Here is a 22639-nt window from a genome sequence, read left to right as displayed (position 1 = left end):
TCGGAATGGTACGAATTACTGGTGTCCTCGCGATATTGGTGTCCCTCTACATTGCCCTTTACTTCTCCAATCCGAATGCCCTCGACTGGAGCACTATCCAGGATGTCGGCAATCGGCAGGGGCGACTGGGCATCACCACACTTGGTGTTGGGGTTCTCATCATCACCGGGGCTATCGATCTTTCCATTGGTTCGGTAATCGGACTCGCCTCGGTAAGTTTCGGCTATCTCATCGAAAAACGGCACATGAACCCTTACCTGGCCTTCGCGGCAGTCGTTTGGGGCGGGTTGATTATTGGAATGATCCACGGACTGCTGATTACTCAACTCCAGTTACAGCCCTTTCTCGTAACCTTGTGCGGACTGTTCGTCTATCGAGGCCTCACCCGTTTAGTCTGGGATAACACAGTTGGTTTGAATTCCATCAAGACGGGCAATCCGGATGCGGCCGCTGCGATCGATCAGTTGCGCTGGATATTCATAGGAAAAGACGCCCGTGGAGAACTGCTCTTTCCCGCGGAGTTTATCTGGCTCCTGGGAATGGCCTTAATAATCGGTTTATTACTGCATTTCAGCATCTATGGCCGATATTGTTACGCAATCGGTTACAACGAACAGGCCTCCCGATACGCCGGTATCCGGACCACCCGCTTTCGATTTGCCGGCTTTGTGATTTGTTCCGGTCTCGCGGCGTTCTCCGGTGTACTTTTGCTTTTGGATTTGGGATCCGTAATGCCTTCCAACTCTGGAGAAGGCGAGGAGTTGTTCGCCATCACGGGGGCCGTGCTGGGCGGCTGTAGTTTGCGAGGCGGTGAAGGGACGGTTGTCGGAATGATCTTCGGAGCAATGGTTCTGAAGGTGCTCGATCCACTCATAGTTTTCGCCGAGTTTCCCGATGCGGCTCAGAAAGCGATCGTCGGATTGACGCTTCTGTTCGGGACGCTGGCCGATGAGTTCTTCCGGCGCCGAGCCACGCGACGAGGTTAGGATTCCTGCGGCAGAAGCACTATCGGAGTCCTTTTACCTTGAGAATTATCGATCCCCACATAAACGACTTCCGCATCCGTGACGGGGATGACCTCTCCCGCGCGCTCCGAGATCACGTTAATGTGCATGGTTAGTGAAGTCCGGCCGATGCGCAGGACATGAGTTTCGAACCGAACGACATCCCCCACCATCACCGGCTGTTTGAATTCGACGCGATTGATGGCAACCGTGACAAAAACGATATCTTTCGCTCCGCCGCGAAGAGCGATTTCCCGCCGGGCCGCTATGGCGCCGGCCATGTCGATGTAGCTGAGAATGACGCCGCCGAAGATCGTACCGTGCGGATTGGTATCCCGAGGCATCATCACGATCTGAATGGCGGTATACGGCTTATCCATCTGATTTACTCTCCCTTAGGCTTTTGACGGATTAGTTTAGCAACTTCTTTCGCAATGCGGGGAGTTTCATTGCTAAGCGAGTATTTCTCTCATTAAATTAAAAAGATCATTTACTAGATTCGAAGGAAAACCCGATGCGGACGAGATCGATGGGACGATACATCTCTCTCAGTATTTCCAGAAGATTCGTCTGCGACATGATGGATTTCAGCCGGGAAATCCCTTTGATTCCCTTCGAGAGGAGGATGCAACTGGCAGAGCTAGTGGCGGCTCGCAATTGCTGCTCGATCAAACCGAGTTGGTGCGGAATCTTCACAAAAGCGCTAGCCATCGTGGGACAGCGAATACCGGTCTTCCGCCGGGCTTATCTCAAATTCCCGCGCCCCAGACTCTACGAGCATCCCTATAGCGTGGCCTGCGTGGTCATCGAGCGCGATGTGCTCGGCGATTTGGGAGTGATTTTCTGCCTGATCCGGAAACCCCATGAATTGCCATTAACTGAGATTGATGGCCGCATTCTGATGTATCAGAAGGATCCGCTGAATAAGCATGGTACTACGCGCAAAATTGTACGGGTGAGCAAGCTGCCGCGCTGGCTGCGACATCTGGGCTGGTGGTATCAGCTCAATTGCGACGGTACAATTCGGGCCTACAATTCGGGGACCTACGGCGTCAGCGTTACGGCCGGGCACGGAGCAACCGCTTTGAGCCTGGAAACACCTCTGACCAGTACGTTGCATTACGGGATTTTTGAAGCGGATGGTTCGCTGGCCTGCCGGATGACTTTTGATCACCGCGTCATGGATGGCGGCGACATGGCTCGCATTCTGGTCGAACTCGAAAGCGTTTTGAGGACGGAAATGCTCGCCGAAGTGAAATCGCTCGTTGAAATGAATCCCCCAGTTTCATCGAGTGCTTAACGCAAATCGCCCACCTTGCACTAAGCCACTTTCTCGTAGCTCACCCGATGGATCGGTCGCCCTTCTTTTCGAAACTTCCTCTCGAAATTGGTCAGATAGTCGAAATCGTGCTCGCCGCGAGATTCCGGGATCGCATCGCATTCTCGAAACGAAGGTAATCCCTGCATGGTTTCCTGTTCCATGGCGAAGTAATCGGCCACATCGGTCACCAGGTGCAGTTTACCACCCAGCTTCAGAACTCGACCGCAATCGCAGGCGAACTCCGGCGTAAACAGACGGCGTTTATTGTGTCGTTTCTTCCACCACGGATCGGGGAAGTAGATGTGCACTGCCTGGACGGTTCCGGGGGCGATCTGCTGTCCGAACATAATCTTGGCGTCGGCGCAAGCCACTTTCACGTTGCGAACTTGTTTGAGTGCCAGTCGAGTAGCCGTTACCAGCTGATACTTCCGGACGATCTCGATACCGAAGTAATTGATCTCCGGGTGCTGGCTGGACGCGGTGAGCAGAAATAGCCCTTTGCCGAACCCGACTTCCACCTCAACGGGATTCGAATTTCCAAATACTTGTTGCCAATCCACCGGCGGGGGGGCTTCGCCACGAACCGCTTCGGGAAAGGAGTAAGGCTGCAACTCTTCCAGGGGCAGCCGTTTCATCCGTCTCACGACTTGGGCGCCTCGAGGACTTTATTGATGTTTTCCTGGCCCGGGATTGGCACCCCGGAAACGCGCACTTCAAAGCAGAGGTTCGATCCCACGTAACCCTGCACATCGAAAACGGTTATGCGCCGGCTGACTTTTATGCCTTTGCCTATCATCAGCAGACGGTCGCCTGGACGAACGGGGTAGCGGAAACGGGCTCCATCCAAGCCACCCAGTCCCAAAAGATTATCGCCGAACAGTGAGAGTTTCTTGGTGTAAAAGGAAATCATCTGGGCCGCCGCTTCGCACATCATCACGCCCGGAAAGAGCGGATAGCCCGGCATGTGCCCGGAAACCCAGAATTCATCGGAACGGACATCCTTATAGCCGGCGATGAGCATCGCTTCAAAGTCGAGGAAGACGATGGCGTGCAGCTGCAACATATTATCGCGATGGGGATTAAGTCGCTTGATCTCGTCGAGATCGGCCACGATTTTCGAGCAATCTATCTGAGCTGGCTCAATAAACGGTACCGGTGGCATATGGCAATCCTTTAGCCGAGTATGAAGTTCAGTTGCGACAGTTCCGTCAGCAACATATCCGGGCGGGTGGAATCGTCCTTTAACTGTTCTGGGGAGGCTATAACAGCGTTCCGGTCGCCGACAAACAGAGCCGTGCGAAGTCCGGCGGCCTTGGCAGGAATTATATCTCGATTCATGTCGCAGCCAACATGAAGAGCCTGGTCTGGAGAAATATTTAACAATTCCAGATGGCTGGTAACCGTGGCCAAAAAGGCTTCCGAAGGTTTGCGTGCGTTGAAATTGCAGGAAATCTTTCGATTCCGGCCGGGAATCAGCAGATCCATATCGAAGGTGCTGTTCTGCTCGCGGAGGCACCATCCCAGATGCGCGGTCGAAAAACACTGGCCATCCGCGTACAAGCCCTGAGCAATTCCCAGCGATTCCAGATTCCGGATCGTATCGGCCGCCCCCGGAAACGCCCCGGCCCCCTGCATCGCCACGTGAAAGAAAAAAGCCACTTTCTGGGTAAACTGGTTCAGTGAGCCGTACATTGCGGCGTCGAACTTATACTCCTTCTGAAGCAGCCGTTTGATGATGTTTTCCCAGATCAATTCGGATCGGGTTTCCGGATATTTCTCGTTGCGGGAAGGCAGCATGGTGGCTTCCCGCAAGGCGCGGTCATAAATCTCCCGCATATATTCGGCCGGCTGGCCCGGCTTGCGGCTCATCGACTGCCACATCTTGAATTCGTGGATCGTTTTATCGAGGGCGACATTCAGCATCAGTTCGATGTCGCTTTTGAGCTTAAAATTTCCTTCGGATATGACCAGCAACGTCCCGTAAATATTCCAGAAGACGGCTTTTAAACCCGTCATCTTTTTCACATGGGGCTTCGCCTTCATCGGTTTGGGATCGGGCGCGGCCGGGAACATGATGTCCTTACGGGCAAATAAGGCGTCCGCGTACTGATCTAAAGTAAGTGCCATTGATCAAGCGATTCCTAACGAAAGCGAGAAATTTAAGTTATGCGGAGCCAGTGAGTTATGTCAAGACGCTTCTGGTCCGTCGGACCAGTCTAGACGCAAATTCTCCACGATTTTCCGGTACAGCTCCCCTATTGCCGTAACTTGGCACAGTCGAACGTCTTGCTGCACAATCTCGAGTCGAATTTCCAGATATTGTTCGGGCAGCGCCGGAACGATTCTGTCCGCCCACTCGATCAGGCAGACGCCGCCGCCGGAGTAGTATTCATCGACCCCCAGATCCCGAAAAGCCTGAGGATTGGCCAGTCGGTAGGCATCGAAGTGAAAAATCGGCAGCCGGGCCGGATATTCCTGAATCAGAACGAAAGTGGGACTGGTGACCAGTCTTTCGTTGGAAATTTCCAGTCCCTGAGCTATTGCCCGACTGAGATGAGTCTTCCCCGCTCCCAGTTGGCCCAGCAATGCGACCACCGAATTCGGGAATAAGCGACTTCCCAGCCAGCGACCCAGACGTTCGGTCTGTTCGAGATTCGCGATCGCGAACGAAAAGCTGGTCTTGGGCTGATCCATAACGCAAAGGCCGTAAGCAGAAGTTCTTTTGGACAGCAAGCAAGCCGGTCGATTCCTCCAATCTGAGTAAAGGAGGAATCGGCCGGGAAAGATTGTTAAGCCGATTTTTTGCGATGCATCCGAGCCGTCTTGTGTCTCAGATAGGCATGCATGAACTGATCGAGATCGCCATCCAGGACGGGTAGCACCTGGGCCGTCTTCACATCGATTCCGTCTCGTTCGTCCCGAACCAGCGTGTAAGGCTGCAGAACGTAACTGCGAATCTGGCTGCCGAAGGCCACTTCCGCTTTGGTCTCATAATGCTTGTCGAACTCAGCCATCTGCTTCTGCTCTTCAATACGATACAGTCGGGCTTTGAGCAGAGTCATGGCGTTTTCGGCATTCTTGATCTGGCTGCGCTCGGTACGGCTTTCCGCCGCCACGCCGGTTGGCACGTGAATCCACCGGACGCCCGATTGCGTTTTATTCTGATGCTGTCCACCCGGTCCGCCGGAACAGAAAGTCTGTTTGATCAGATCGTCGGGCTTGATGACGATTTCGATTGTATCATCGAGTTCCGGAAGCACATCGACAGCCGCGAACGACGTCTGCCGGGTATCGCCGCTACCGAAAGGACTGATGCGGACCAGACGATGCACACCCAGTTCGCTCTGGAGGTAGCCATAGGCGTAATCGCCAACTACACGGAAAGTGCAGGACTGCAAACCGGCTTCGATGTTTTCCACCTGGTCTTGCAGCTCAACTTTGAAACCGTGCGATTCGGCCCAGCGGGTATACATTCGCAACATAATCTGAGCCCAGTCGCATGCATCGGTTCCCCCGGCGCCGGCCTGGATGTGCACAATAGCATTGCTGGCATCGTGCTTGCCGCTCATCATCGCTTGAAGTTCGAAATTGCCGTACAGCTTTTCGACTCGCTCGATTTCTTTCAACCAATCGGTCTCGAGAGTCTCGTCTTCCTGGCAGAGTTCGGCAAAAGCCTGCAGATCGCCGATCGAGGCAGTCAATTCTTCGTAGGGTTTAATCAGCCCGTTCAACGGCTTCAACTGTTGAATGGTTTTTTGGGCCTGGGTAGGACTATCCCAGAAGTTCGCTTCCCCCATCTTGGCATTCAGGGCATCGCGATCCCGGATCTTGGCGGCGATGTCAAAGAGAGTCCCGTAGCTGCGTCAAATTGTTGCACAGGTCGTCGGTCCGTCTTCGCAATTCCGCGTTCATTCCACTTCCTCGATAGATGTAAGGCCTATTCCATATTCTATCACGAAGACAATCAAAGAGCGCGAAACGCTCGACTTCAAGTGAAGGAAAACATGCAAAATCTTAAAAACAGAGTGGCGGTTGTAACAGGTGGCGGCAGCGGCGTGGGCCTGGCAACGGCAAAACGCTTCCTCGAAGAAGGAGCTCAGGTCGTCATCGCGGGACGAGACGCGGCCAAATTGGCCAAGGCCGTGGAATCGCTCCAAGGAGGTGCCAAGCTACATTCCTTCGCCGCCGATGTCACCGATACCAAACAGGCTCAAGCTCTGATTGCTGAAGCTACCCGAAAATTTGGTAAAGTGGATATTCTGGTCAACAACGCCGGACTGAACATCAAGCAACGAGCCTTCCGGGAACTAACTCCCGAAAGCTGGAATCAACTGGTTCGGACTAACCTGGACGGGGCCTTTTACTGCATGAGCGCTGTGCTGCCGCAAATGCTCGCCCGAAAAGACGGCCTAATCATCAATATCAATTCCGTTTCCGGTAAACGAGGCAATCCACTGGGGGGCGCTGGCTACTGTGCCGGGAAGTTCGGATTGGATGGCTTGTCCAGCTGTCTGGCGAACGAGGAAAGAGAAAACGGTTTGCGAGTGACCAGCATTTTTCCAGGCGAAATCGATACACCGATTCTGGACGAACGGCCCAATCCGGTATCGGCGGAACACCGGGCGAAGATCCTGAAACCGGAAGACATCGCAAATGTCGTGGTCTTCGTGGCCCTGCAACCGCCCCACGTGCATATTCCGGAACTGATCGTGAAGCCGAACTGGCAAGGCTACATGTAATCGACTTAAAAATGCCGTTCGCAACTCACTTTTTCTCGAACGGTAAATTTTCCCGGCCGCGCGGCTTGGTTGCTCCATAGCCGCCGACTTTCTCGTAGACCCGAACGTAATCGATCAGCATTTCACAGGGGAACTCAGTCGTCTTATCCGGATTGCCCAAAAATTTGCCCCCGATGGCCAGATTCATGACCAGATAAAAGGGCTTATCGAAAGGCGCCGGCCAGGGATTCAATTCGGATTCTTGGGTTGGCTTCACCCCTTTGCCATCCTCCAGCTTCGAGCTACTCCACCAGGATTTTTGCGTGGAGTAGACTTCACCGTCCAAAAGCCAGCGAATTTCCCCCGGTTCCCATTCCAGGGTATAGGTATGAAAGTCGGAGATACGGCCTCCTTTGGGCAGGGTGATCGCTTTGCTGGCTTCACGATTGGCCGGCCATTTTGCTCCGAAATGGAGGGTACCGAGAATCTTGGTCGGTTCCTGTCCCCGAGCTTCGAGAATGTCGATTTCCCCAGAGGAAGCCCAGGTGCCATATTTGTCAGCAAGAGGGAGCATCCAAATCGCAGGCCAGACGCCCTGCCCGGTCGGGAGCTTGGCTCGGAATTCGAACTTGCCGTAAGTCTGGCTGAACAAACTGCTGCCGTCTTTTTTTCGCGACTTAAGCCGGGCGGAACTGTAACCGCAATTATGAATCGATTCCTTGATGGCTCGGATATGCAGATAGCCGCCTTCAACGAAGGCATTATCTTTCTCCTTGGTGTAGTACTGCAGTTCGTCGTTGCCCCAACCGCTGATCCACTGTTTGGCATCGTAGTTGTAAAAGCCATTGCCGATGTCGAAATCCCACTTTTTGGGATCGATCTCCGTCCCATTGAATTCGTCGCTCCAAACCATTTGCCAATCGGCTTTTGCGGGTTCTTCGGCTCGGCTACCCGTATCGGGAAAGATGATCCCGATCAGACTAGCCAGGAAAAAAAAAGCCAAGGCAAATCGATATGGCTGAGTTTGCATTATCTTTCGTTAACTCAAAAGGAGATTTCAAAATTCGCGATGCAGACTATTTTATATCCCGGCGTTCGGTTTAACAGAATGCGATCACAGGGCCCGGATAAAAACTACTCGGAAGCTCCGGTTCGAATTGCTCGATAATTTCATCCCTTCCTAACAGGAATGCCACTATCTTTTCAGGGATCGCTCTGTAACTTGCCTATATTGGAAATGCGTGATCAGGATGATCCATTGTTACCCGGCTAAGCTAGAGTCGATTGCATCCATGGCCAAATCAAATCGGCATCCACTACCCCTCCGCAAAAAAACCTTCTATCTCTTTGTCCTGGCGGCTTTTTTTCAGTTTTCGTCACCCATCCAGGCTCAAACTTGGAACGGCGGTAGTGGTTCTTCGCCGTACTACTGGTCGAATAGTGCCAATTGGGCGGGAGGTTCCGCGCCCGCCAACGATGGTTCCGCGGATATCGTCATGGCGGGATCGATTGGCCTGTCTTCGGTAATCGACACCGCTTACAGTGTGAACTCCCTGAGCTTCGCTTCCTCCGCAGGTGCATTCACCCTGAGCGGCAACACCCTCACGATCGGCTCGGGTGGGATCACAAACAATAGCAACTCGGCCCAGACGATTACGGCCAGCATCAGCCTGAATTCGGGCGTGACGAGTTTTAGTTTCACTAATAACGCCAGCAGCACTTCCGGGCTGCTGACAATCGGCGCGGTCACCGGAAATGCCACTACGGGTAAGACTCAGAACCTGACAATCACTGCCGCTAATTTGGGCGGAATCAATTTGAATGGCTCAATCGGAGATGGTATTGCTGGCGGACAAGTTTCCCTGACGATTGTCGGCCCGGGAACAACCACTATTTCGGCTTCCAATTTCTATTCCGGCAGTACTACAGTCGCCTCAGGCAATCTCTTGGTCACGGGTGGCTTGGCAAACACCAATGTGATAATCCAAAACGGGGCTACTCTGAGCGGCAACGGAACCGTAGGAAATGGCGGGGGAGCAACACTTACTGTGAACACCGGGGGAGTACTCAGCCCGGGAACCGGTTCGACTTATGATGCCCTGACCGTCAACGATAATGTGATTTTGAATGGGACACTGTCTTTGATCGGCAAACCCAGCGGGGCGACCAGCCACCTCAGCATTGGCATGGGTAACACACTGTATCTCGGTCGTAACAGCACGCTTTCACTCTCTGGAACTTACGACACAATATCGACTTACGTGCTTTATTCGGGCAACTACAGCGGCTCCTTTCAATTTCTGAACGGTTTACCAGCCGGCATGGTGGTCTATTATGATAATCCGACGGAAATCTATTTGGCCCCGGTACCAGAGCCGGCGAGCATTTTGCTGTTCGGGTCGGGGATGATCGCCGTGGGAGCCGGGATCATCCGCCGAAGAAAGAGTGCTAGTTGCGATTAGTATTGGAATTGTTTTGAGGCACATTCTTCGACTCTTTGGCCTCCCGCGCGATTTCGACTCTTCGTTGGGCCAATTCTACTTCAATTTTCATTTTTTTGACATTGTATTTGGCCTTCTCGACTTCCGTCACACTAATGATGCCACTTGCATTCTGATCGCGGATATTGTTTAGAGCAGCTTCTGCTTCCTCCAAACGGATTACCGCCAATTTCACCTGGAGTTCCAGGGTCTTAACATCTTGCGAATCGGCCGAGATAAGTGGATCCGCTTTTCCTTGCGGCGGAATAACCGCCATCGGAGGAATTGAAGGAGCATCCGTTGCGGGAATAGCTTCTGCGGGAACGATTCTATTCGTTTGAGGCACTTCGCCCAAAGGTACGTTATTGGATGGGGCCATCACTCGGATGATGGGCGACAGTTTATCCTTTCGCTGCAAGCCCCAACCCAGATCATCGGTTTCCCCCATAAGCTCTTTAATCCGGCGATTGATGATTTCCACTTTCTTGGTCTGTCTAACTTTCAAAGACTCTTGAAGCTTAGCCAACTTTTCGGTCAAATCTTTCGCTTCCGCTACCTGTAGCGCATGACGTCTATCGAAAATTGTTTCGACTAGCTTTCGCAACTCCGCTTCTCTTTCTGGCGTGCGTTTAGCTTCTAGGGCTACCGCCAGCTGGAGAGACTTCTGCTCCAATTGCATAATTTCCTGCTGTTCGTGAAGTTGAGCTGAGGAATATGGTTGCACGGCTGGTGTCATCCCGGTCACATTCGGGTAAACTTGCAACTCTGGAGTCGTGGTTTCCGTTGCTGGAGTCGTCGGGGTTAATGTCGGATTGGCAACGGGGTTTTGAGCATCTAAATGGCTAAACCCATAGGAAGCTCCCAAGAGGGAGCCCGAGACTAGGGCAAAGCCAAAAACAAGACGTTTCATGATCTTTCCTTTCTAATCAATGACAGTTTTAAGATTTCAAAATCAACTAATGGGGCGACCCGGGTGTCAAGGCATCCAGCCTTTCGCGAATATCTCGGAGTTCTTTATCTCCCCAGTTCCAGGAGGGGTCGAATTCTTCTTTGATTTCCGGAGGTGATTCGATTTTCTCAATTGGTTTCTCGCGGTAGCAGAGATATACGCAAAATCCGATCATGGCCAGCAGCCCGAAACTCAGGGCCAGCCAGCGGAACCAACGGAACTTCTTTTTGAGTTCCACTGGTAACTGAGTGGCTGGATCCTGCATGTGTGCCAAACAGTTCTCCAGCAATTTTGAAACCTCCCGCGCGCTGCAGTAACGATCTTCCGGATTCTTACTCAGGAGCCGGAGGACGATACTATCGAACCAAGGGGGCAATTGTTTGTTCAAGCGGGAGGGCGCAGGTGCCGATTCCTCGCAGATTCGCCGTAACAGGGCGAGCGTGCTCTCGGATTGAAAGGGCGTCTCTCCAGTAGCCATCTCAAACATGACGCAACCGAGGCTGAAGAGATCGGAACGTCCGTCAATCGGCTCCCCACGGGATTGCTCCGGGGACATGTAAGCGGGTGTGCCGGCGATCACTCCCCACTGTGTGAGAGTCCGATCATCCGCCGCGCGGGCCAGACCGAAATCGGTCAGCACCGCCCGTTCGATTCCCGGTTCGAGCAGAATATTCGCGGGCTTAACATCGCGATGCACCAGCCCCTGCTCGTGGGCTACGGCCAAACCTGCTGCCGCCTGCATGGCAATTCGAAGAACTTCGATCAATTCCAGTTGACCCCGCGCGGCCAACCGCTGTTGCAGGGACTCCCCGGGTATGAGGGGCATGACAATAAACGGCAGCCGTCCGTTGGCCTGAACCTGATGGATGGCAATCACATTGGGATGAACTACCGCGGCGGCGGCTTGAGCTTCCCGAGCGAATCGCCGACGGGCTACTTCGCTTGAGGCCCATTGCGGCCCCAGGGCCTTGATAGCCACAAAGCGATTTAACTGTGTATCCCGAGCCTTCAGCACTACTCCCATGCCACCCCGGCCGAGAATTCCGTGAATTTCGTACTCGGCCAGAAGCCCCAACAACGAGGGATTATCCGCCGGGTCCAAAAAATCGACGGAGAAATCGACTGCCGACCAACTCTCCGATCCGGGCGGCGGGAGATCATCTTCGTCGACTCTTAATTGGGTAGCCGTTTCCGTCCACCATTCCGCTCCGCCGGAGGTCCGTTCGAGAGCCGCCTGGCAAAGCGTGCAATGGTCCAGATGAGCGGAAGCCTGAGTCTCCTGTTCCGTGTTTAAGCTCCCCTGAGCAATCAGGGTGAGAGAATCATTCGAGAGATGTTCGTCGAGATTCATTACTGATTCTCCTCTCTATCGATTCGATCCACTTCTGCCCGCAAACGCGTAATCACCCGGCTGCGTGCGATATAAACGGCCCCCGGCGTAATCCCCAACCTCTGGCAGACTTCCGCGATGGGAATTTGCTCGACGCAGGTCTGCCAAAAAGCCTGCCAGGTCGCTGGACGGAATTCCTTCCGAACCCGATCGGCCGCATGATGGAAAAGCCGACGCCGAAATTCCGTATCGACGAATACCGATGTCTCGCAATCGGGAGCGGGAAGTTGCTGAATCAAATGCAGCATATCGGTAGACCCGGTTCCCGCCCCGAGCTTGCGACGGCGTTGTTCCAGAAGATTCACCAGCAGATTACGTGTTACTGTACGCAACCAGCCGCGAAAACTTCCCTTTTCGTAGGCCGGTTCGAAGCGGGCCACATTGCGACTGACGGCCAGAAAAACTTCCTGGGTGACCTCGCGCAGATCGGCGTCCTGCAAGCCTGATTTCCGCAAGAGGCGATGAACCAGCGGTTCGTACAAGGTAACGAACTCGGCCCAAGCCTTCTGATCTTCGGGATTAGCCAGCCGCAGTAACAGGCTGGCTCGTGTCGTTGGCGATGAACCCATCAGACCCTCCGCAGATGGAAACAGCCCGAATTTCAAATCTTTCAATCCGAGAGAAAAAAACTTTGGAAATCACTCGGAAGTGGCGACCACCTGATTCAGAGGACAGATTACCACGAACAGAACATAAAATGGCTTTTATAAACGAATAAAGAGGAGCAATAATGCTCCTCTTTCACGGACTTCCCCCTCAAGGCTATTCGATCGGCCCAATCACTTGACCGTCCGCCTTCTGAATTAACAGATGGAGCGTATCCAGTTTCAGTTTGGTGGAGACGCTGCGGACGGAGCCATCGCATAGGCTGATCGGCGTGGAACCGTCTTCCCAGAAGAGGAGCTTCAAGACGTCCACTTTCTTGTCATATTCGATATCATCGGGCTTGGTCCATTCCACCGGTTCCGCGGCGGTCACGCACATGAGGGTGTTCGATGTGCCATCTGTTATTTCCTGAAATTTAGTCGCTTTGACCACATCGAAGCAAGCTCCGTTACCGGTGAAAATCTTGTAGCGGGTCTTGGTCGTTTTAGGGTCATCGCTCGGATGGCGATAGACCCTGGGCATCTTGGCGATCAGTTTCTTGTTGTGCTCGCTATCCCAGGGTTCATCGAGCTTAAATTCCGCGTAGAGGGCCGTTTGATCCACATAGGGAAGAATGGCCACTCTCCAGCTAAGAAGCTTCTTTCCCTTTCGATCGCAGATTGCGCCCGGTGGAAACCCGTCGTACACGCTGGCATAGTTATGCATGGCTAGGGCAATCTGCTTCAAATTATTGACGGCAATAGTCCGGCTCGAATTTCCCAGCATCTTGCCGCTGAGACCTTTCAGATAGCTCCCGAGCGGTATATCGGACTGAAATTCGACCAGGGCCGAGACCTCGTTCTTCAACTCCTGAATCTTCGCTTCATCAATTCCCTTTTTGATGATCTTCAAGGCCGGCAAAAGCGGTTCGAGATCTCTAGACTTGGAGTTTTGGACGAGTTCGATTTGTTTGCTGGCAATCTTTCCAGCCAGGTTTAAACTGCCTTTAACAGTCTCAGCCTTGTCAGCATTCTCGCAGTGAAATTTCAGATTCACTTTCAGACCTTGGGTGGCATCCGCGAAAATCCCGAGGTTCTGAGCATTGAATATTGGGAGAAAGGGCCGAAGTTCCTCCGCCGGGTTCTTGCGAATTTCATCGGGAAGCCCGGAAAGATTAATAGCCATGCAGAGCTGATGTTTCTGCGATTCCTGAATGAAATCCGCCAGGGAATCCGTCTCGGAATTAGCCGGTTTGCCTTTATCCTTTTGCGCCGCCATTTTTTTATTGGTGAGCTGAACCGTTTTAGAATCCACCAGACGAAGCAGCATATCGCTTTTCAACGGGATGGCGTTGTCCTTTTCTTCTCCAGCTCGCTGGTCGACGAATAATTTCGATTTGTCATACGCCTCCTGAAACTGAAGGGTGAGCAAAAACTGATTATTTTCCGCATTGGAAGCGATCAGTGTGAAATTCGGCGAGGAGAAAGTCACGGTCGAGAGTTTTTCGATATCGATCCCTTGAGCTTTCGCGGCTTCCATCGCTTGCTGGAGTTGATCCCCCAGCCCCTTACGAACTTCCTGGACCAGAGGAGATTTCAGAATCGACTTCACGTCCGCATGGAAGAAGTAAATGCTATCGGGCGGCACATCTTTTAAACCCACTGGTAGTGGAGCTCCCTGACTGCGCGCGGTGCCCGCCCCGAGCAGGAGGGCCAGCATCGCAATTAACTTGCAGTATTTCATTTCAACAACTCCGGAGAGGAAAGTACCCGTTCACTAACAACCAGACGCCTCCGGCAAGTCGTCCGTTTCAGGGAACTGATCGCCTTTTTTCGAAAGATCTCCGAAGCTTAAAGGCGGAGGTTTTTAACCGGGAGGCCAGCCCATATTTCGACCGCCGAGCAAATGCATGTGCAGATGCGGAACAGTTTGCCCGCCGTCTTCCTTGCAATTGAGGACCAGCCGATAACCCTGGTGAAGCCCCAGCTGACGAGCGATCTTCTGGGCAGTCAGATGCAGATGCCCCAGCACAACGGCATCTTCAGAGGTCAGGTCGTCGTGCGTGCGAATTTCCTTTTTCGGTATGATCACGACATGAACGGGGGCCTGAGGATGGATGTCGTGAAAAGCCAGACAGAGATCGTCCTCGTGAACGATTTTTGCCGGGATCTTTTTGTCGATGATCTTCAGAAAAATATTGTCGGCTAGCATCGCCATGAGATTCGTTCCCCCGGGTATGGCAGTTACCTGCTAAACTATTCAGGAAGCACCGTGCTCGTAATTATATAGGGCGGAAAAATGGCCTATTTGGCAGGAATCGATGAAGCGGGCTACGGTCCGAATCTGGGTCCAATGACTCAGGCGGCAGTGATGTGGCGGCTGCCCAATCCCAATCTGGATCTCTGGTCAGAACTTCAGGATGTTCTGGCCCGCGACGAATCCGATGCCAGCAAGATTCCGGTGGCAGATTCCAAAAATCTCTACGGGAAGTCGGGTCGGCTCGCTTCCCTGGAGCGTGGCCTCTTCACCTTGCTGCCGATGTTGCGAACGCCACCTCTGACACTCGATTCCTTTCTGCAGGATGTCGGTGCCCTGGGACTTGAAGAACTTCGGCAGGAGCCCTGGTACGATCCACAACGGACTATTCCCGTCGAGTATCCTCTCGATCAAATCGTTTTGGATGTCGAAAAGTGGGATCGGCATCGAATGTCGCTACCCTCCGGCCACACGATGCAAACGGAGTGGACGTTCGTGGCGATCACTCCAACCCCCTTATTCAACCGGATAGTGGAGAAGCACAACGTCAAGAGTGCGGCCACAGCCGCCGGCGTGATATCGCTCTTGCAGAAACTTCGACCCGAATTCCTAGGTCAGGGTTGGGAAAACGTGGTGGCAGTTGACAAATTGGGGGGGCGGAATTTCTACGGTGCGATCCTGCAGGAAGCCTTTCCCGACTGTTGGATTGAAACCGTGCGAGAAACGGCCGCGGAGGGCTTCTATCGGGTAAAGCTCGGCTGCCCCAGCGATCTGGAAGAGCATGATATTACGCGTGTGGACCTACGTTTTACGCCCAAGGCCGAAGAGAAATATCTTCCGGTGGCTTTGGCATCTATGCTGGCGAAGTATCTGAGGGAATTGCTGATGCTGCAGTTCAACGAGTACTGGCGCAACAAGATTCCCGGCCTGAAGGCGACCGCAGGCTATCCGATGGATGCGAAAAGGTTTTTGGAGGATATTCGGGACACGCTGGAAAAAGAACGCATCCCGTTAGAAAGTGTCTGGCGGATGAAATGAACGTGGGCGACTCGCAGCAAACGATTATTTCAATTCCTTGACTTCAATTTTCTTGAAAGTCATCACCGAGCCTGGGTCGTGGCCTTGCAGAGCGAAGTGCCCCTTGGTGAAGGTCTTGGCCGGATCGGTCCATTCCTTGATTTTCTTGCCGTTCACGATCGTCGTCAGGGTAGCGCCCTTGGCGATAATTTCGTAGGTAAAGAATTCGTCCGGCTTGTGAGGCGCGGTGTTCATGACCACGATATCCTTGCGGAATTTGTTCAGACCGAATTCACCGTTGGGGTAAATGCTTCCCGTTCGAATCGGGTCGCTGTGGGTCGCATCGATCTGGGCTTCGTAACCTTCTGGAATTCCGCCGCGGTAACCGGCTCGGAAGAAAATGCCACTGTTGCCCTTATCGTTAATTTTAACTTCAGCCCGGAAGTGGAAGTTTTCCCACTTGGCCGCGTCGTGGTAGAGGTGGCTCATCGGGCCGCCGCCGACGATCGCACCGTCGACAACCTTCCACAGAGTAATCGTTTTGCCGTCTTTGGTGATGCCTTCCCAGGCGACCTTTTTGCCATCGGCCATCACAGCCTTGACTTCCTTAAAAGCTCCCGTGTTCGTTTCGGGATGCAATTTCCAGCTGGTGAGATCCTTCCCGTTGAACAGGGGCACGAAGTCGTCATCCGCTTTGACAGCAACCGAAAGCCCAAAAACTAGAGCCAATGCACAAAACCACTTCCGCATGAGAGCCTGCCTTTCCAAAAAGGGACTGATTGGTGGGAATATGTTGACTTAAGCGATTCTATTGAGAATGGCAAAGATTCCTAAGTTGATTTTACCTAACTCCTACTCGTTAGAGTGAAAGCCCCGATAAAGACGATTTTCTCTTTCCATTTTACCAGGATTGTGTATTCTTCTTATTACGCGTGGCCTTCCCAAAAGGTCATGTTTAGCATGATGCTTCAGCGGTCAACATTTAGCCGCAATAAGATAGGACATGATTTGTAAGGCTCCGCCATGAATAAACCTTACATTTCACATCATTTATTTTCGGCGGAAAGAGGGAGACGACGTATGTTGAAAGGTTTTCGTTCGGCCGCTGCCTTCACTGCTGCCATGCTGTTGACGGCTCCCGTAATGGCTACCCACAAGAAATCTTGTGGCGCCGTTGCCTCGGGTTGCGGTGTTGCTGCTGACCCCTGCGGTCAGGTAGCTGCTAGCGGTTGCGGTGGCGCAGTTGCATCGCCCTGCGGCGCCGCTGCTCCCTGCGGTCCTGTTGCAGCACCTGCTCCAACCTGGATTGACCAGAAAGTTATCACCTACAAGCCTGTCACCAAAGAACGAACCGTCGAATATATCGAAAAGGTTCCCGTGACGACCAAGCAGAAGCAGACCATCAAGGAAACTGTTTGGGAACCGAAGACCGAAACGACGACCTACACTGTTAACGAGTGGGCCGATGTCAAGGAAGTCGTCAAGCAGACGAGCTACGACCGCAAGGAAAAGCAGGTTCCTTACACCTACACCGTCAATGAATGGCAAGCCGTTGTCGAAAAGAAGACGGTTACCGAATACGCGCAGGTCGCTAAGCAAGTCCCTTACACCTACACCGTCAACGAAATTCAACCGACCGTTGAAAAACGCACAGTGACCGAGTACACCCGGGTCGCCAAGCAAGTTCCTTACACCTACACCGTCAACGAAATTCAGCCCACCGTTGAAAAACGCACAGTGACCGAGTACACCCGGGTCGCCAAGCAAGTTCCTTACACTTACACCGCTTACGAATGGCAGCCCTCCGTCGAAAAGCGAACCGTAACCGAGTACACCACCGTTTCGAAGCAAGTTCCTTACACCTACACGGTAATGGAACCCGTCACGACGATGGAAGCTCGTACCGTCACCAAGTACACCTGCGTTCCCAAGACTGTAACGAACACAGTTCCTGTTTGTCGCAAAGTTTGGGTGGCAGCTCCGGTTGTTGCCGTTGATCCTTGTGCAACCACGGTGAGCGGTTGCGGCGGTTGCGGCACTCCCGCAGTTGCAGCTTCCGGTTGCGGCACCCCGGTTACCACCGGCGGTTGCGGTGGCTGTGGTACCACTTCTGTGGGCCATGGTCACAGCCTCTTCGGTGGCAAACTGTTCGGCGGCGCTACCACCAGTGCATGTGCTACCCCGGCTCCTTGCGGACACTACGAAACCGTTACCGAATCGCAAACTGTCACCAGCACCGTTTACGAACGAGTTGCAATGACGGAAACGATTCAGGTTCCGGTCACTCATTGCGTCGCCAAGACCATGACAGCTACCAAGACGGTTTACGAAAACGTTCCTTCCACTAAGGTCGTCGACGTCACCGTTAACAAGTGCGTTCCCGTCACCAAGTCCGGCGTGAACACCGTTTACGAAAACGTTCCTTCGACGAAAGTCGTTGATGTCACCGTTAACAAGTGCGTTGCCGTCACCAAGACCGGCGTGAACACCGTTTACGAAAACGTTCCTTCGACGAAAGTCGTTGACGTCACCGTTAACAAGTGCGTTGCAGTCACCAAGACCGGTGTGAACACCGTTTACGAAAGCGTTCCTTCGACGAAGGTCGTTGATGTTACCGTCAACAAGTGCGTACCTGTTACCAAGACCGCTACCCGCACCGAAGTCGAAATGATTCCGGTTACCAAGGACGTGGAAGTTGTTACCAAGAAGTGCGTTCCGGTCACCAAGACCGCTACCCACACCGTTAACGTTGCCAAGGTAGTGGACAAGGTCATCGACGTTGATGTCACCACTTGGAGCGACGTTAAGAAGAGCAAGAAAGAAACCTACACCGAAATGGTTGCTACCGAAGAAATCGTCAAGGTTCAGGTCAGCAGTGGTTGCGACAGCGGCTGCGGTGGCGCTACGGTTTCGGGCTGCGGCGGAGTTGTTGCTCCTGTCAGTGGTCACAAGAGCCTGTTCGGCGGAATGAAGCTGTTCGGCGGTCGCTCTTCTTGCGGCGGCTGCAAGTAATTGATTCCGACCTAGACTGAAACATCGAAGGCTCTGGAGATTCTCCAGAGCTTTTTTCGTTTAGGCCGCCCGTCTCTGACGCTGACCATCTTCCGCCAGCACACTCGATATATAATCGAGCATTTCGCGCCGAAAGCGATCCTGACTGAACTTCTGTGCATTCGCTCGAGCGGCTAACGGAGAAAACGCACTGCGACTCCTCTCGAACGTTTCGATGGCCGCGACGAGACTATCCACCGACTGTTCGTCAAAGAACACTCCCGTAGGCTCCGCCGAACCCGCAAGAGGCTTGATCGTCTCTGTGGCCCCTCCCCGAGCGTAAGCGATCACGGGAGTTCCGCAGGCGTTCGCCTCCAGGGGAACAATCCCGAAATCTTCCTCTCCGGGAAACAGTAGTGCCTGGGAGCGTCGCAGATAGTCCCGGATCGTCTGATCTGATTGCCAGCCCAGAAATTGAATCCGATCATCGCCAGCGTATTGATTTTTCAGCTTCTGTAGGTTCTGCCCTTTGCCGATGAGCACTAACTTTCGTCCCAGCCGTCGACAGGCCTCCAGTGCCAGATCCAATCGCTTGTAAGGAGCGAAAGCCGAGACCACGAGAAAAAAGTTCTCCCGACGAATGTTTGTTGGAGTGTAGAACTTGGTATCCACGGGAGGATAAATCACCGTGCTGTCGCGATCGTAGGAATCCCGGATCCGGTCCCGGATCGTTCGACTAATAGCAATAAAATGGGTAACCCGCGTACTGATTTTGCGATCCCACTCCCGGATGCGGCTTAAAATTATGTCGATTCCCCGAGTCTTCAAGGAGACCCGTTCCGAACCGAAATACTGCTCCTTCATATGCCACGCGTAACGCATCGGGGTAAAGCAGTAGCAGACATGCGGGATTCCCGGAGGAGGTACGGCGGCCTTGGCCACGCAGTGGCTGAAACTCAAAACCAGATCGCAGTCGCGGACATTCCAGCGGGCGGCCCAGGGCATGAGTGGTAAAAGATATCGGTAATAGCGCTCGATTTTCGGCAGATGATTGAGCCGACTCGATTTGACAGGATGCGAGTCGATTTCAGGTGAGGTCGAGCCAACTTGGTGGATCAGGGTATGAATCGGCGCACCCGGAAACTCCCGGCAGAGAACCTCCAGACACTTCTCTCCGCCGCGCATTCCGGTCAGCCAATCGTGCACCAGGGCCAGCCTGGGCCGGGGCATCGCATCCATGCAATTCTCCGTTCACACTTGGACTCTGACGAGAATATCGAATATATCGGCAGAATTCGCAAGAGGAGAAAGCGAGTTTTTCAGCTAGCATCCTATCTGACTTGTGGATTTACACTTTGTCACACATACTATATTTGGTAACGTGATAGTAGGTTGCAAGGAAGTTCCCTGTAGTTGCTGGCTTGCGCAGCATTTTAATTTCATAACTTTCGCCTGGCACAGTTGATAGCGTTGACAGGCGAGGAGTTGTTCGCATGGCATTGTCGCTGAACATCGGTAAATGCACACTTCTCGGGAATTACCGTGAAAACAACGAAGATTCTATCGAAGTCAAACTGTTCCCCGATTTGATTGTGTGTATTGTTGCGGACGGTATGGGCGGCCAGAACGCTGGCGAAGTCGCCAGTAAAAAAGCCATCGACATCATACCCCGCGAATTGCGGAAACATCTCTCGCCGGCCGTAAATATCGAGCAGACGAAAACCATTATCCGCAAAGCGATTGTCACCGCCAATGAAGAAATCATGGCGATGGGTTCGCTGGATAAGGAAATGAAGAACATGGGCACGACCGTGGTCGTGGCCGTCTGGCGTAAAGGTCAGGAACTCTTCGTCACCGGCGTTGGCGACAGCCGAACCTACCTGATTCGCAATCGCAAGATTTCCCAGTTGACCGTCGATCACTCTTTAGCTCAAGCTCTGGTGGAAGCGAAAACGATTTCAGCCGCCGAGGCCCGAGAGCATAAGTTCCGCAACGTCCTTTGGAAATACCTCGGCAGCAAAGAAGTCGGAGATGGCCCGGAAGTGACGGTAGTTCCGCTGCAACAGGGGGATCGTTTCCTGCTCTGCTCCGACGGTCTGCACGGCGTAGTCCCGGATGACAAACTTTTGAATTTTGTCGGCACGCAAACCGATTCGCAAGCCTGTGCGGACGGTCTGGGTCAACTCGCTTTGGATAGCGGCTCCCGAGACAACGTCTCCTGCATTATCATGGATATCCTGTAATGAAATTTGGTCGCCCGATCACCACTTGAATTTCGCCCGGACGTCTCCGTTCACTATCTGCTCCGCCGGCCATTCCCCTTGGGACAACTTGACTATCGAAGCTGCGGCGGAATAAGCCAGATCCTGCAGGGCTTGCTGATCAACGCCAGCGGTGTGAGCGGTTAGAATCACATTTGAGAACTTGTAAAGCGGGTGATTTGCGGGCGGGGGTTCGGGATCGAAAACATCCAGTGCGGCCCCGGCCAACTTTTTCTTTTCCAGAGCTTCTACCAGATCCGTTTCGTTTACGACGGGTCCGCGTGAGGTGTTGATCAGAAAAGCGGTCGGCTTCATCAGCTTCAAAGTTTCGGAGCGAATCATCTTGTATGTGCTGGGCAAACTGGGGACGTGAAAGGTCAGATAATCGGATTTCGCTAGCACTTCCTCAAAATTAAGCATGGTAACATCGTGAGCGCGGTTAAAAGATTCATCGACCACCGGATCGCAGGCAATTACATTCATGCGGAAGGCTTTTGCACGCACAGTCACCGCTTTCCCGATCCGACCTAAACCCACAATTCCCAGAGTTGCCCCGCGAACCGGCAGATAGCCCTGTCGAGGCCAAAGCCCCTGTCGGATGGCGGCATCCTGAGTCATCAGGCTTTTCGCCAGTACCAAAACGGCCATCAGCGTCTGCTCGGCGACGGCCTGATTATTCGCACCAGGAGCGTAGGCCACGACTATCCCCTTTTCGGTGCAGTGGGGAATGTTCACCGCATCGTAGCCGACGCCGACCCGGGCGATAACTTTCAGATCGGGTAAAGCATCCAGCACTTTGGGCGTGTAGCGTTCCGACCCGGCCACCACAGCCTTCAAGCCTTGCAGAGATTCGATGGTCTCTGCCTCGGTCATTTGGGCGCGGCGCGGCGGGAAGACCAACTCGAATCCCGACTCCGTGAGAATATCGCGATAGGGCCCGGGCATAGTGGCAAGCGGTGCGGGAGAGATCAACACTTTCTGCATAATTCAAACTCCTTATGTCGTTCGAATATACCGTTCGGACCTGCGAATGTCCGGTAATTTTTGCGAGAACCCGAGAGGACATGTCCTGTCTTTAAAGTAGAAGAGCTTTTGAAAATTCGTGTTTCCCAAGGGAATTCCCCGGAAGCCGCTTGACCTTTTTCGTCGATCAAAGGAAGATATATATGTCCGCACATATTCTGGAGGTGGAATCAGCCAGTGACCGTGTTTGGGAAAATGCGTTGCTCGAAAGCCACCTTCCGAACTTTGAATTGATTCAAGGAGGGCCTTTGGCAACAGAAACTTTGACTGCCCCCATTTCGAAACCTGCACTGAAAAGTGCTCTTGAACGGGCTTGCATATGCGCCCGAAGTGCCCGCGATAATAAAGCTAAGGACATCATCGTGCTCGATATGCGAAGAGCGCACCCGCTCTACGATTTCTTCGTGCTGACGACTGGGGCCAGCCGTCGCCAGATCCACAATATCGCCGAGGAAATCGACGATGTGTTGAAAGCCGAAGGCGACGTACGTCACGGCATCGAAGGCTACGAGGCGAGCAAATGGATCATCCAGGACTACACCGATATCCTGGTGCACGTCTTCGATCCGGAAACGCGCGATTTCTACCGCCTCGAAGAGCTTTGGAGCGATGCTCCGAAAGTGGATTGGGAGCGTTACTAGCCT

23 protein-coding genes are annotated in these 22639 nt (G+C 53.2%); 8 read left to right on the top strand and 15 right to left on the bottom strand.

What is annotated here, in order from left to right:
* Positions 1 to 5 precede the first annotated feature (5 nt).
* Complete coding sequence (locus KIH39_RS03095) at positions 6 to 986, top strand: ABC transporter permease (RefSeq protein WP_213497808.1); 981 nt, start codon at positions 6 to 8, stop codon at positions 984 to 986.
* Here KIH39_RS03095 and KIH39_RS03090 read toward each other — a convergent pair.
* Complete coding sequence (locus KIH39_RS03090; protein ID WP_213497807.1) at positions 983 to 1384, bottom strand: acyl-CoA thioesterase; 402 nt, start codon at positions 1382 to 1384, stop codon at positions 983 to 985. The two genes, KIH39_RS03095 and KIH39_RS03090, sit on opposite strands and share 4 nt — an antisense overlap.
* 134 nt (positions 1385 to 1518) lie before the next feature.
* Between KIH39_RS03090 and KIH39_RS03085 the strand changes: the two genes are divergently transcribed.
* Positions 1519 to 2304 (top strand): hypothetical protein, encoded by a 786-nt coding sequence (locus KIH39_RS03085; protein ID WP_213497806.1) that lies wholly within the window; start codon positions 1519 to 1521, stop codon positions 2302 to 2304.
* A 20-nt stretch (positions 2305 to 2324) separates the two neighbouring features.
* On the opposite strand, the gene trmB is transcribed toward KIH39_RS03085, so the two are convergent.
* The 5 genes from trmB to prfB all read right to left on the bottom strand — a co-directional run bounded on the left by trmB (position 2325) and on the right by prfB (position 6237).
* Entirely contained in the window at positions 2325 to 2960 is a 636-nt protein-coding gene (gene trmB, locus KIH39_RS03080) for a tRNA (guanosine(46)-N7)-methyltransferase TrmB (RefSeq protein ID WP_246539501.1), read from the bottom strand.
* Between the two features lie 5 nt (positions 2961 to 2965).
* The gene (locus tag KIH39_RS03075) at positions 2966 to 3487 is read right to left on the bottom strand and encodes a 3-hydroxyacyl-ACP dehydratase FabZ family protein (protein WP_213497804.1); all 522 of its coding nucleotides are present in this window, start codon (positions 3485 to 3487) and stop codon (positions 2966 to 2968) included.
* 11 nt (positions 3488 to 3498) lie between these two features.
* Entirely contained in the window at positions 3499 to 4452 is a 954-nt protein-coding gene (locus KIH39_RS03070; protein ID WP_213497803.1) for an HAD family hydrolase, read from the bottom strand.
* 60 nt (positions 4453 to 4512) lie between these two features.
* Positions 4513 to 5058, bottom strand: a complete 546-nt coding sequence (gene tsaE / locus KIH39_RS03065) for a tRNA (adenosine(37)-N6)-threonylcarbamoyltransferase complex ATPase subunit type 1 TsaE (protein WP_246539499.1) — start codon at positions 5056 to 5058, stop codon at positions 4513 to 4515.
* Between the two features lie 56 nt (positions 5059 to 5114).
* A protein-coding gene (gene prfB / locus KIH39_RS03060; protein ID WP_213497802.1) for a peptide chain release factor 2 occupies positions 5115 to 6237 on the bottom strand; the annotation gives its coding sequence in 2 pieces (ribosomal slippage) (positions 5115 to 6167 and positions 6169 to 6237; 1122 coding nt in all).
* Between the two features lie 92 nt (positions 6238 to 6329).
* Here prfB and KIH39_RS03055 point away from each other — a divergent pair.
* Positions 6330 to 7064 (top strand): SDR family oxidoreductase, encoded by a 735-nt coding sequence (locus KIH39_RS03055; protein WP_213497801.1) that lies wholly within the window; start codon positions 6330 to 6332, stop codon positions 7062 to 7064.
* Positions 7065 to 7089: 25 nt separating this feature from the next.
* Here the strand turns inward: KIH39_RS03055 and KIH39_RS03050 are convergent, their stop codons facing one another.
* Complete coding sequence (locus KIH39_RS03050) at positions 7090 to 8073, bottom strand: glycoside hydrolase family 16 protein (RefSeq protein WP_213497800.1); 984 nt, start codon at positions 8071 to 8073, stop codon at positions 7090 to 7092.
* Between the two features lie 262 nt (positions 8074 to 8335).
* Here KIH39_RS03050 and KIH39_RS03045 point away from each other — a divergent pair, with 262 nt between their 5' ends.
* Positions 8336 to 9505, top strand: a complete 1170-nt coding sequence (locus tag KIH39_RS03045; RefSeq protein WP_213497799.1) for a PEP-CTERM sorting domain-containing protein — start codon at positions 8336 to 8338, stop codon at positions 9503 to 9505.
* Here the strand turns inward: KIH39_RS03045 and KIH39_RS03040 are convergent.
* The 5 genes from KIH39_RS03040 to KIH39_RS03020 form a co-directional block, all read right to left on the bottom strand.
* Positions 9492 to 10433 carry a hypothetical protein gene (locus KIH39_RS03040; protein ID WP_213497798.1) on the bottom strand — a complete coding sequence of 314 codons (942 nt, stop codon included), beginning with the start codon at positions 10431 to 10433 and terminating at the stop codon, positions 9492 to 9494. The two genes, KIH39_RS03045 and KIH39_RS03040, sit on opposite strands and share 14 nt — an antisense overlap.
* Before the next feature lie 46 nt (positions 10434 to 10479).
* The gene (locus KIH39_RS03035) at positions 10480 to 11823 is read right to left on the bottom strand and encodes a serine/threonine-protein kinase (protein ID WP_213497797.1); all 1344 of its coding nucleotides are present in this window, start codon (positions 11821 to 11823) and stop codon (positions 10480 to 10482) included.
* Positions 11823 to 12431, bottom strand: coding sequence for an RNA polymerase sigma factor (locus tag KIH39_RS03030; protein ID WP_213497796.1), 609 nt, complete (start codon positions 12429 to 12431; stop codon positions 11823 to 11825). The genes KIH39_RS03035 and KIH39_RS03030 overlap by 1 nt, the downstream gene beginning before the upstream one ends.
* 193 nt (positions 12432 to 12624) lie before the next feature.
* A complete protein-coding gene (locus tag KIH39_RS03025; RefSeq protein WP_213497795.1) occupies positions 12625 to 14190 on the bottom strand; it encodes a DUF1559 family PulG-like putative transporter in 1566 nt (521 codons plus the stop codon).
* Positions 14191 to 14313: 123 nt separating this feature from the next.
* Positions 14314 to 14658: a histidine triad nucleotide-binding protein gene (locus KIH39_RS03020; RefSeq protein WP_213500238.1), complete on the bottom strand. Its 345-nt coding sequence runs from the start codon at positions 14656 to 14658 to the stop codon at positions 14314 to 14316.
* Between the two features lie 87 nt (positions 14659 to 14745).
* Here KIH39_RS03020 and KIH39_RS03015 point away from each other — a divergent pair, with 87 nt between their 5' ends.
* Entirely contained in the window at positions 14746 to 15741 is a 996-nt protein-coding gene (locus KIH39_RS03015; RefSeq protein WP_213497794.1) for a ribonuclease H family protein, read from the top strand.
* A gap of 24 nt (positions 15742 to 15765) precedes the next feature.
* Here KIH39_RS03015 and KIH39_RS03010 read toward each other — a convergent pair whose 3' ends face one another.
* Complete coding sequence (locus KIH39_RS03010; RefSeq protein ID WP_213497793.1) at positions 15766 to 16470, bottom strand: 3-keto-disaccharide hydrolase; 705 nt, start codon at positions 16468 to 16470, stop codon at positions 15766 to 15768.
* A gap of 330 nt (positions 16471 to 16800) precedes the next feature.
* Between KIH39_RS03010 and KIH39_RS03005 the strand changes: the two genes are divergently transcribed.
* Positions 16801 to 18732 carry a hypothetical protein gene (locus KIH39_RS03005; RefSeq protein WP_213497792.1) on the top strand — a complete coding sequence of 644 codons (1932 nt, stop codon included), beginning with the start codon at positions 16801 to 16803 and terminating at the stop codon, positions 18730 to 18732.
* Positions 18733 to 18792: 60 nt separating this feature from the next.
* On the opposite strand, the gene KIH39_RS03000 is transcribed toward KIH39_RS03005, so the two are convergent.
* Positions 18793 to 19950 carry a glycosyltransferase gene (locus tag KIH39_RS03000; protein ID WP_213497791.1) on the bottom strand — a complete coding sequence of 386 codons (1158 nt, stop codon included), beginning with the start codon at positions 19948 to 19950 and terminating at the stop codon, positions 18793 to 18795.
* A gap of 254 nt (positions 19951 to 20204) precedes the next feature.
* Here KIH39_RS03000 and KIH39_RS02995 point away from each other — a divergent pair, with 254 nt between their 5' ends.
* On the top strand, positions 20205 to 20954 hold the full coding sequence (locus KIH39_RS02995; protein ID WP_213497790.1) for a PP2C family protein-serine/threonine phosphatase: 750 nt from the start codon (positions 20205 to 20207) through the stop codon (positions 20952 to 20954).
* Between the two features lie 18 nt (positions 20955 to 20972).
* On the opposite strand, the gene KIH39_RS02990 is transcribed toward KIH39_RS02995, so the two are convergent.
* Complete coding sequence (locus KIH39_RS02990) at positions 20973 to 21956, bottom strand: phosphoglycerate dehydrogenase (protein WP_213497789.1); 984 nt, start codon at positions 21954 to 21956, stop codon at positions 20973 to 20975.
* A gap of 182 nt (positions 21957 to 22138) precedes the next feature.
* On the opposite strand from KIH39_RS02990, the gene rsfS reads away from it, so the two are divergent.
* The gene (gene rsfS, locus KIH39_RS02985; RefSeq protein WP_213497788.1) at positions 22139 to 22636 is read left to right on the top strand and encodes a ribosome silencing factor; all 498 of its coding nucleotides are present in this window, start codon (positions 22139 to 22141) and stop codon (positions 22634 to 22636) included.
* Positions 22637 to 22639: the final 3 nt, after the last annotated feature.

The sequence above is a fragment of the Telmatocola sphagniphila genome, assembly GCF_018398935.1.
Lineage (GTDB): Bacteria > Planctomycetota > Planctomycetia > Gemmatales > Gemmataceae > Telmatocola > Telmatocola sphagniphila.
Note: the sequence above shows the minus strand (reverse complement) of the source record. Positions and strands in the feature narration are given on the sequence as shown.

Bases quoted from the DNA above. Each gene is read 5' to 3' on its own strand.
- KIH39_RS03095 (WP_213497808.1), top strand. From the start codon at position 6: ATGGTACGAATTACTGGTGTCCTCGCGATATTGGTGTCCCTCTACATT.
- KIH39_RS03090 (WP_213497807.1), bottom strand. From the start codon at position 1,384: ATGGATAAGCCGTATACCGCCATTCAGATCGTGATGATGCCTCGGGAT.
- KIH39_RS03085 (WP_213497806.1), top strand. From the start codon at position 1,519: ATGCGGACGAGATCGATGGGACGATACATCTCTCTCAGTATTTCCAGA.
- trmB (WP_246539501.1), bottom strand. From the start codon at position 2,960: ATGAAACGGCTGCCCCTGGAAGAGTTGCAGCCTTACTCCTTTCCCGAA.
- KIH39_RS03075 (WP_213497804.1), bottom strand. From the start codon at position 3,487: ATGCCACCGGTACCGTTTATTGAGCCAGCTCAGATAGATTGCTCGAAA.
- KIH39_RS03070 (WP_213497803.1), bottom strand. From the start codon at position 4,452: ATGGCACTTACTTTAGATCAGTACGCGGACGCCTTATTTGCCCGTAAG.
- KIH39_RS03055 (WP_213497801.1), top strand. From the start codon at position 6,330: ATGCAAAATCTTAAAAACAGAGTGGCGGTTGTAACAGGTGGCGGCAGC.
- KIH39_RS03050 (WP_213497800.1), bottom strand. From the start codon at position 8,073: ATGCAAACTCAGCCATATCGATTTGCCTTGGCTTTTTTTTTCCTGGCT.
- KIH39_RS03045 (WP_213497799.1), top strand. From the start codon at position 8,336: ATGGCCAAATCAAATCGGCATCCACTACCCCTCCGCAAAAAAACCTTC.
- KIH39_RS03040 (WP_213497798.1), bottom strand. From the start codon at position 10,433: ATGAAACGTCTTGTTTTTGGCTTTGCCCTAGTCTCGGGCTCCCTCTTG.
- KIH39_RS03035 (WP_213497797.1), bottom strand. From the start codon at position 11,823: ATGAATCTCGACGAACATCTCTCGAATGATTCTCTCACCCTGATTGCT.
- KIH39_RS03030 (WP_213497796.1), bottom strand. From the start codon at position 12,431: ATGGGTTCATCGCCAACGACACGAGCCAGCCTGTTACTGCGGCTGGCT.
- KIH39_RS03025 (WP_213497795.1), bottom strand. From the start codon at position 14,190: ATGAAATACTGCAAGTTAATTGCGATGCTGGCCCTCCTGCTCGGGGCG.
- KIH39_RS03020 (WP_213500238.1), bottom strand. From the start codon at position 14,658: ATGCTAGCCGACAATATTTTTCTGAAGATCATCGACAAAAAGATCCCG.
- KIH39_RS03015 (WP_213497794.1), top strand. From the start codon at position 14,746: ATGGCCTATTTGGCAGGAATCGATGAAGCGGGCTACGGTCCGAATCTG.
- KIH39_RS03010 (WP_213497793.1), bottom strand. From the start codon at position 16,470: ATGCGGAAGTGGTTTTGTGCATTGGCTCTAGTTTTTGGGCTTTCGGTT.
- KIH39_RS03005 (WP_213497792.1), top strand. From the start codon at position 16,801: ATGTTGAAAGGTTTTCGTTCGGCCGCTGCCTTCACTGCTGCCATGCTG.
- KIH39_RS03000 (WP_213497791.1), bottom strand. From the start codon at position 19,950: ATGGATGCGATGCCCCGGCCCAGGCTGGCCCTGGTGCACGATTGGCTG.
- KIH39_RS02995 (WP_213497790.1), top strand. From the start codon at position 20,205: ATGGCATTGTCGCTGAACATCGGTAAATGCACACTTCTCGGGAATTAC.
- KIH39_RS02990 (WP_213497789.1), bottom strand. From the start codon at position 21,956: ATGCAGAAAGTGTTGATCTCTCCCGCACCGCTTGCCACTATGCCCGGG.
- rsfS (WP_213497788.1), top strand. From the start codon at position 22,139: ATGTCCGCACATATTCTGGAGGTGGAATCAGCCAGTGACCGTGTTTGG.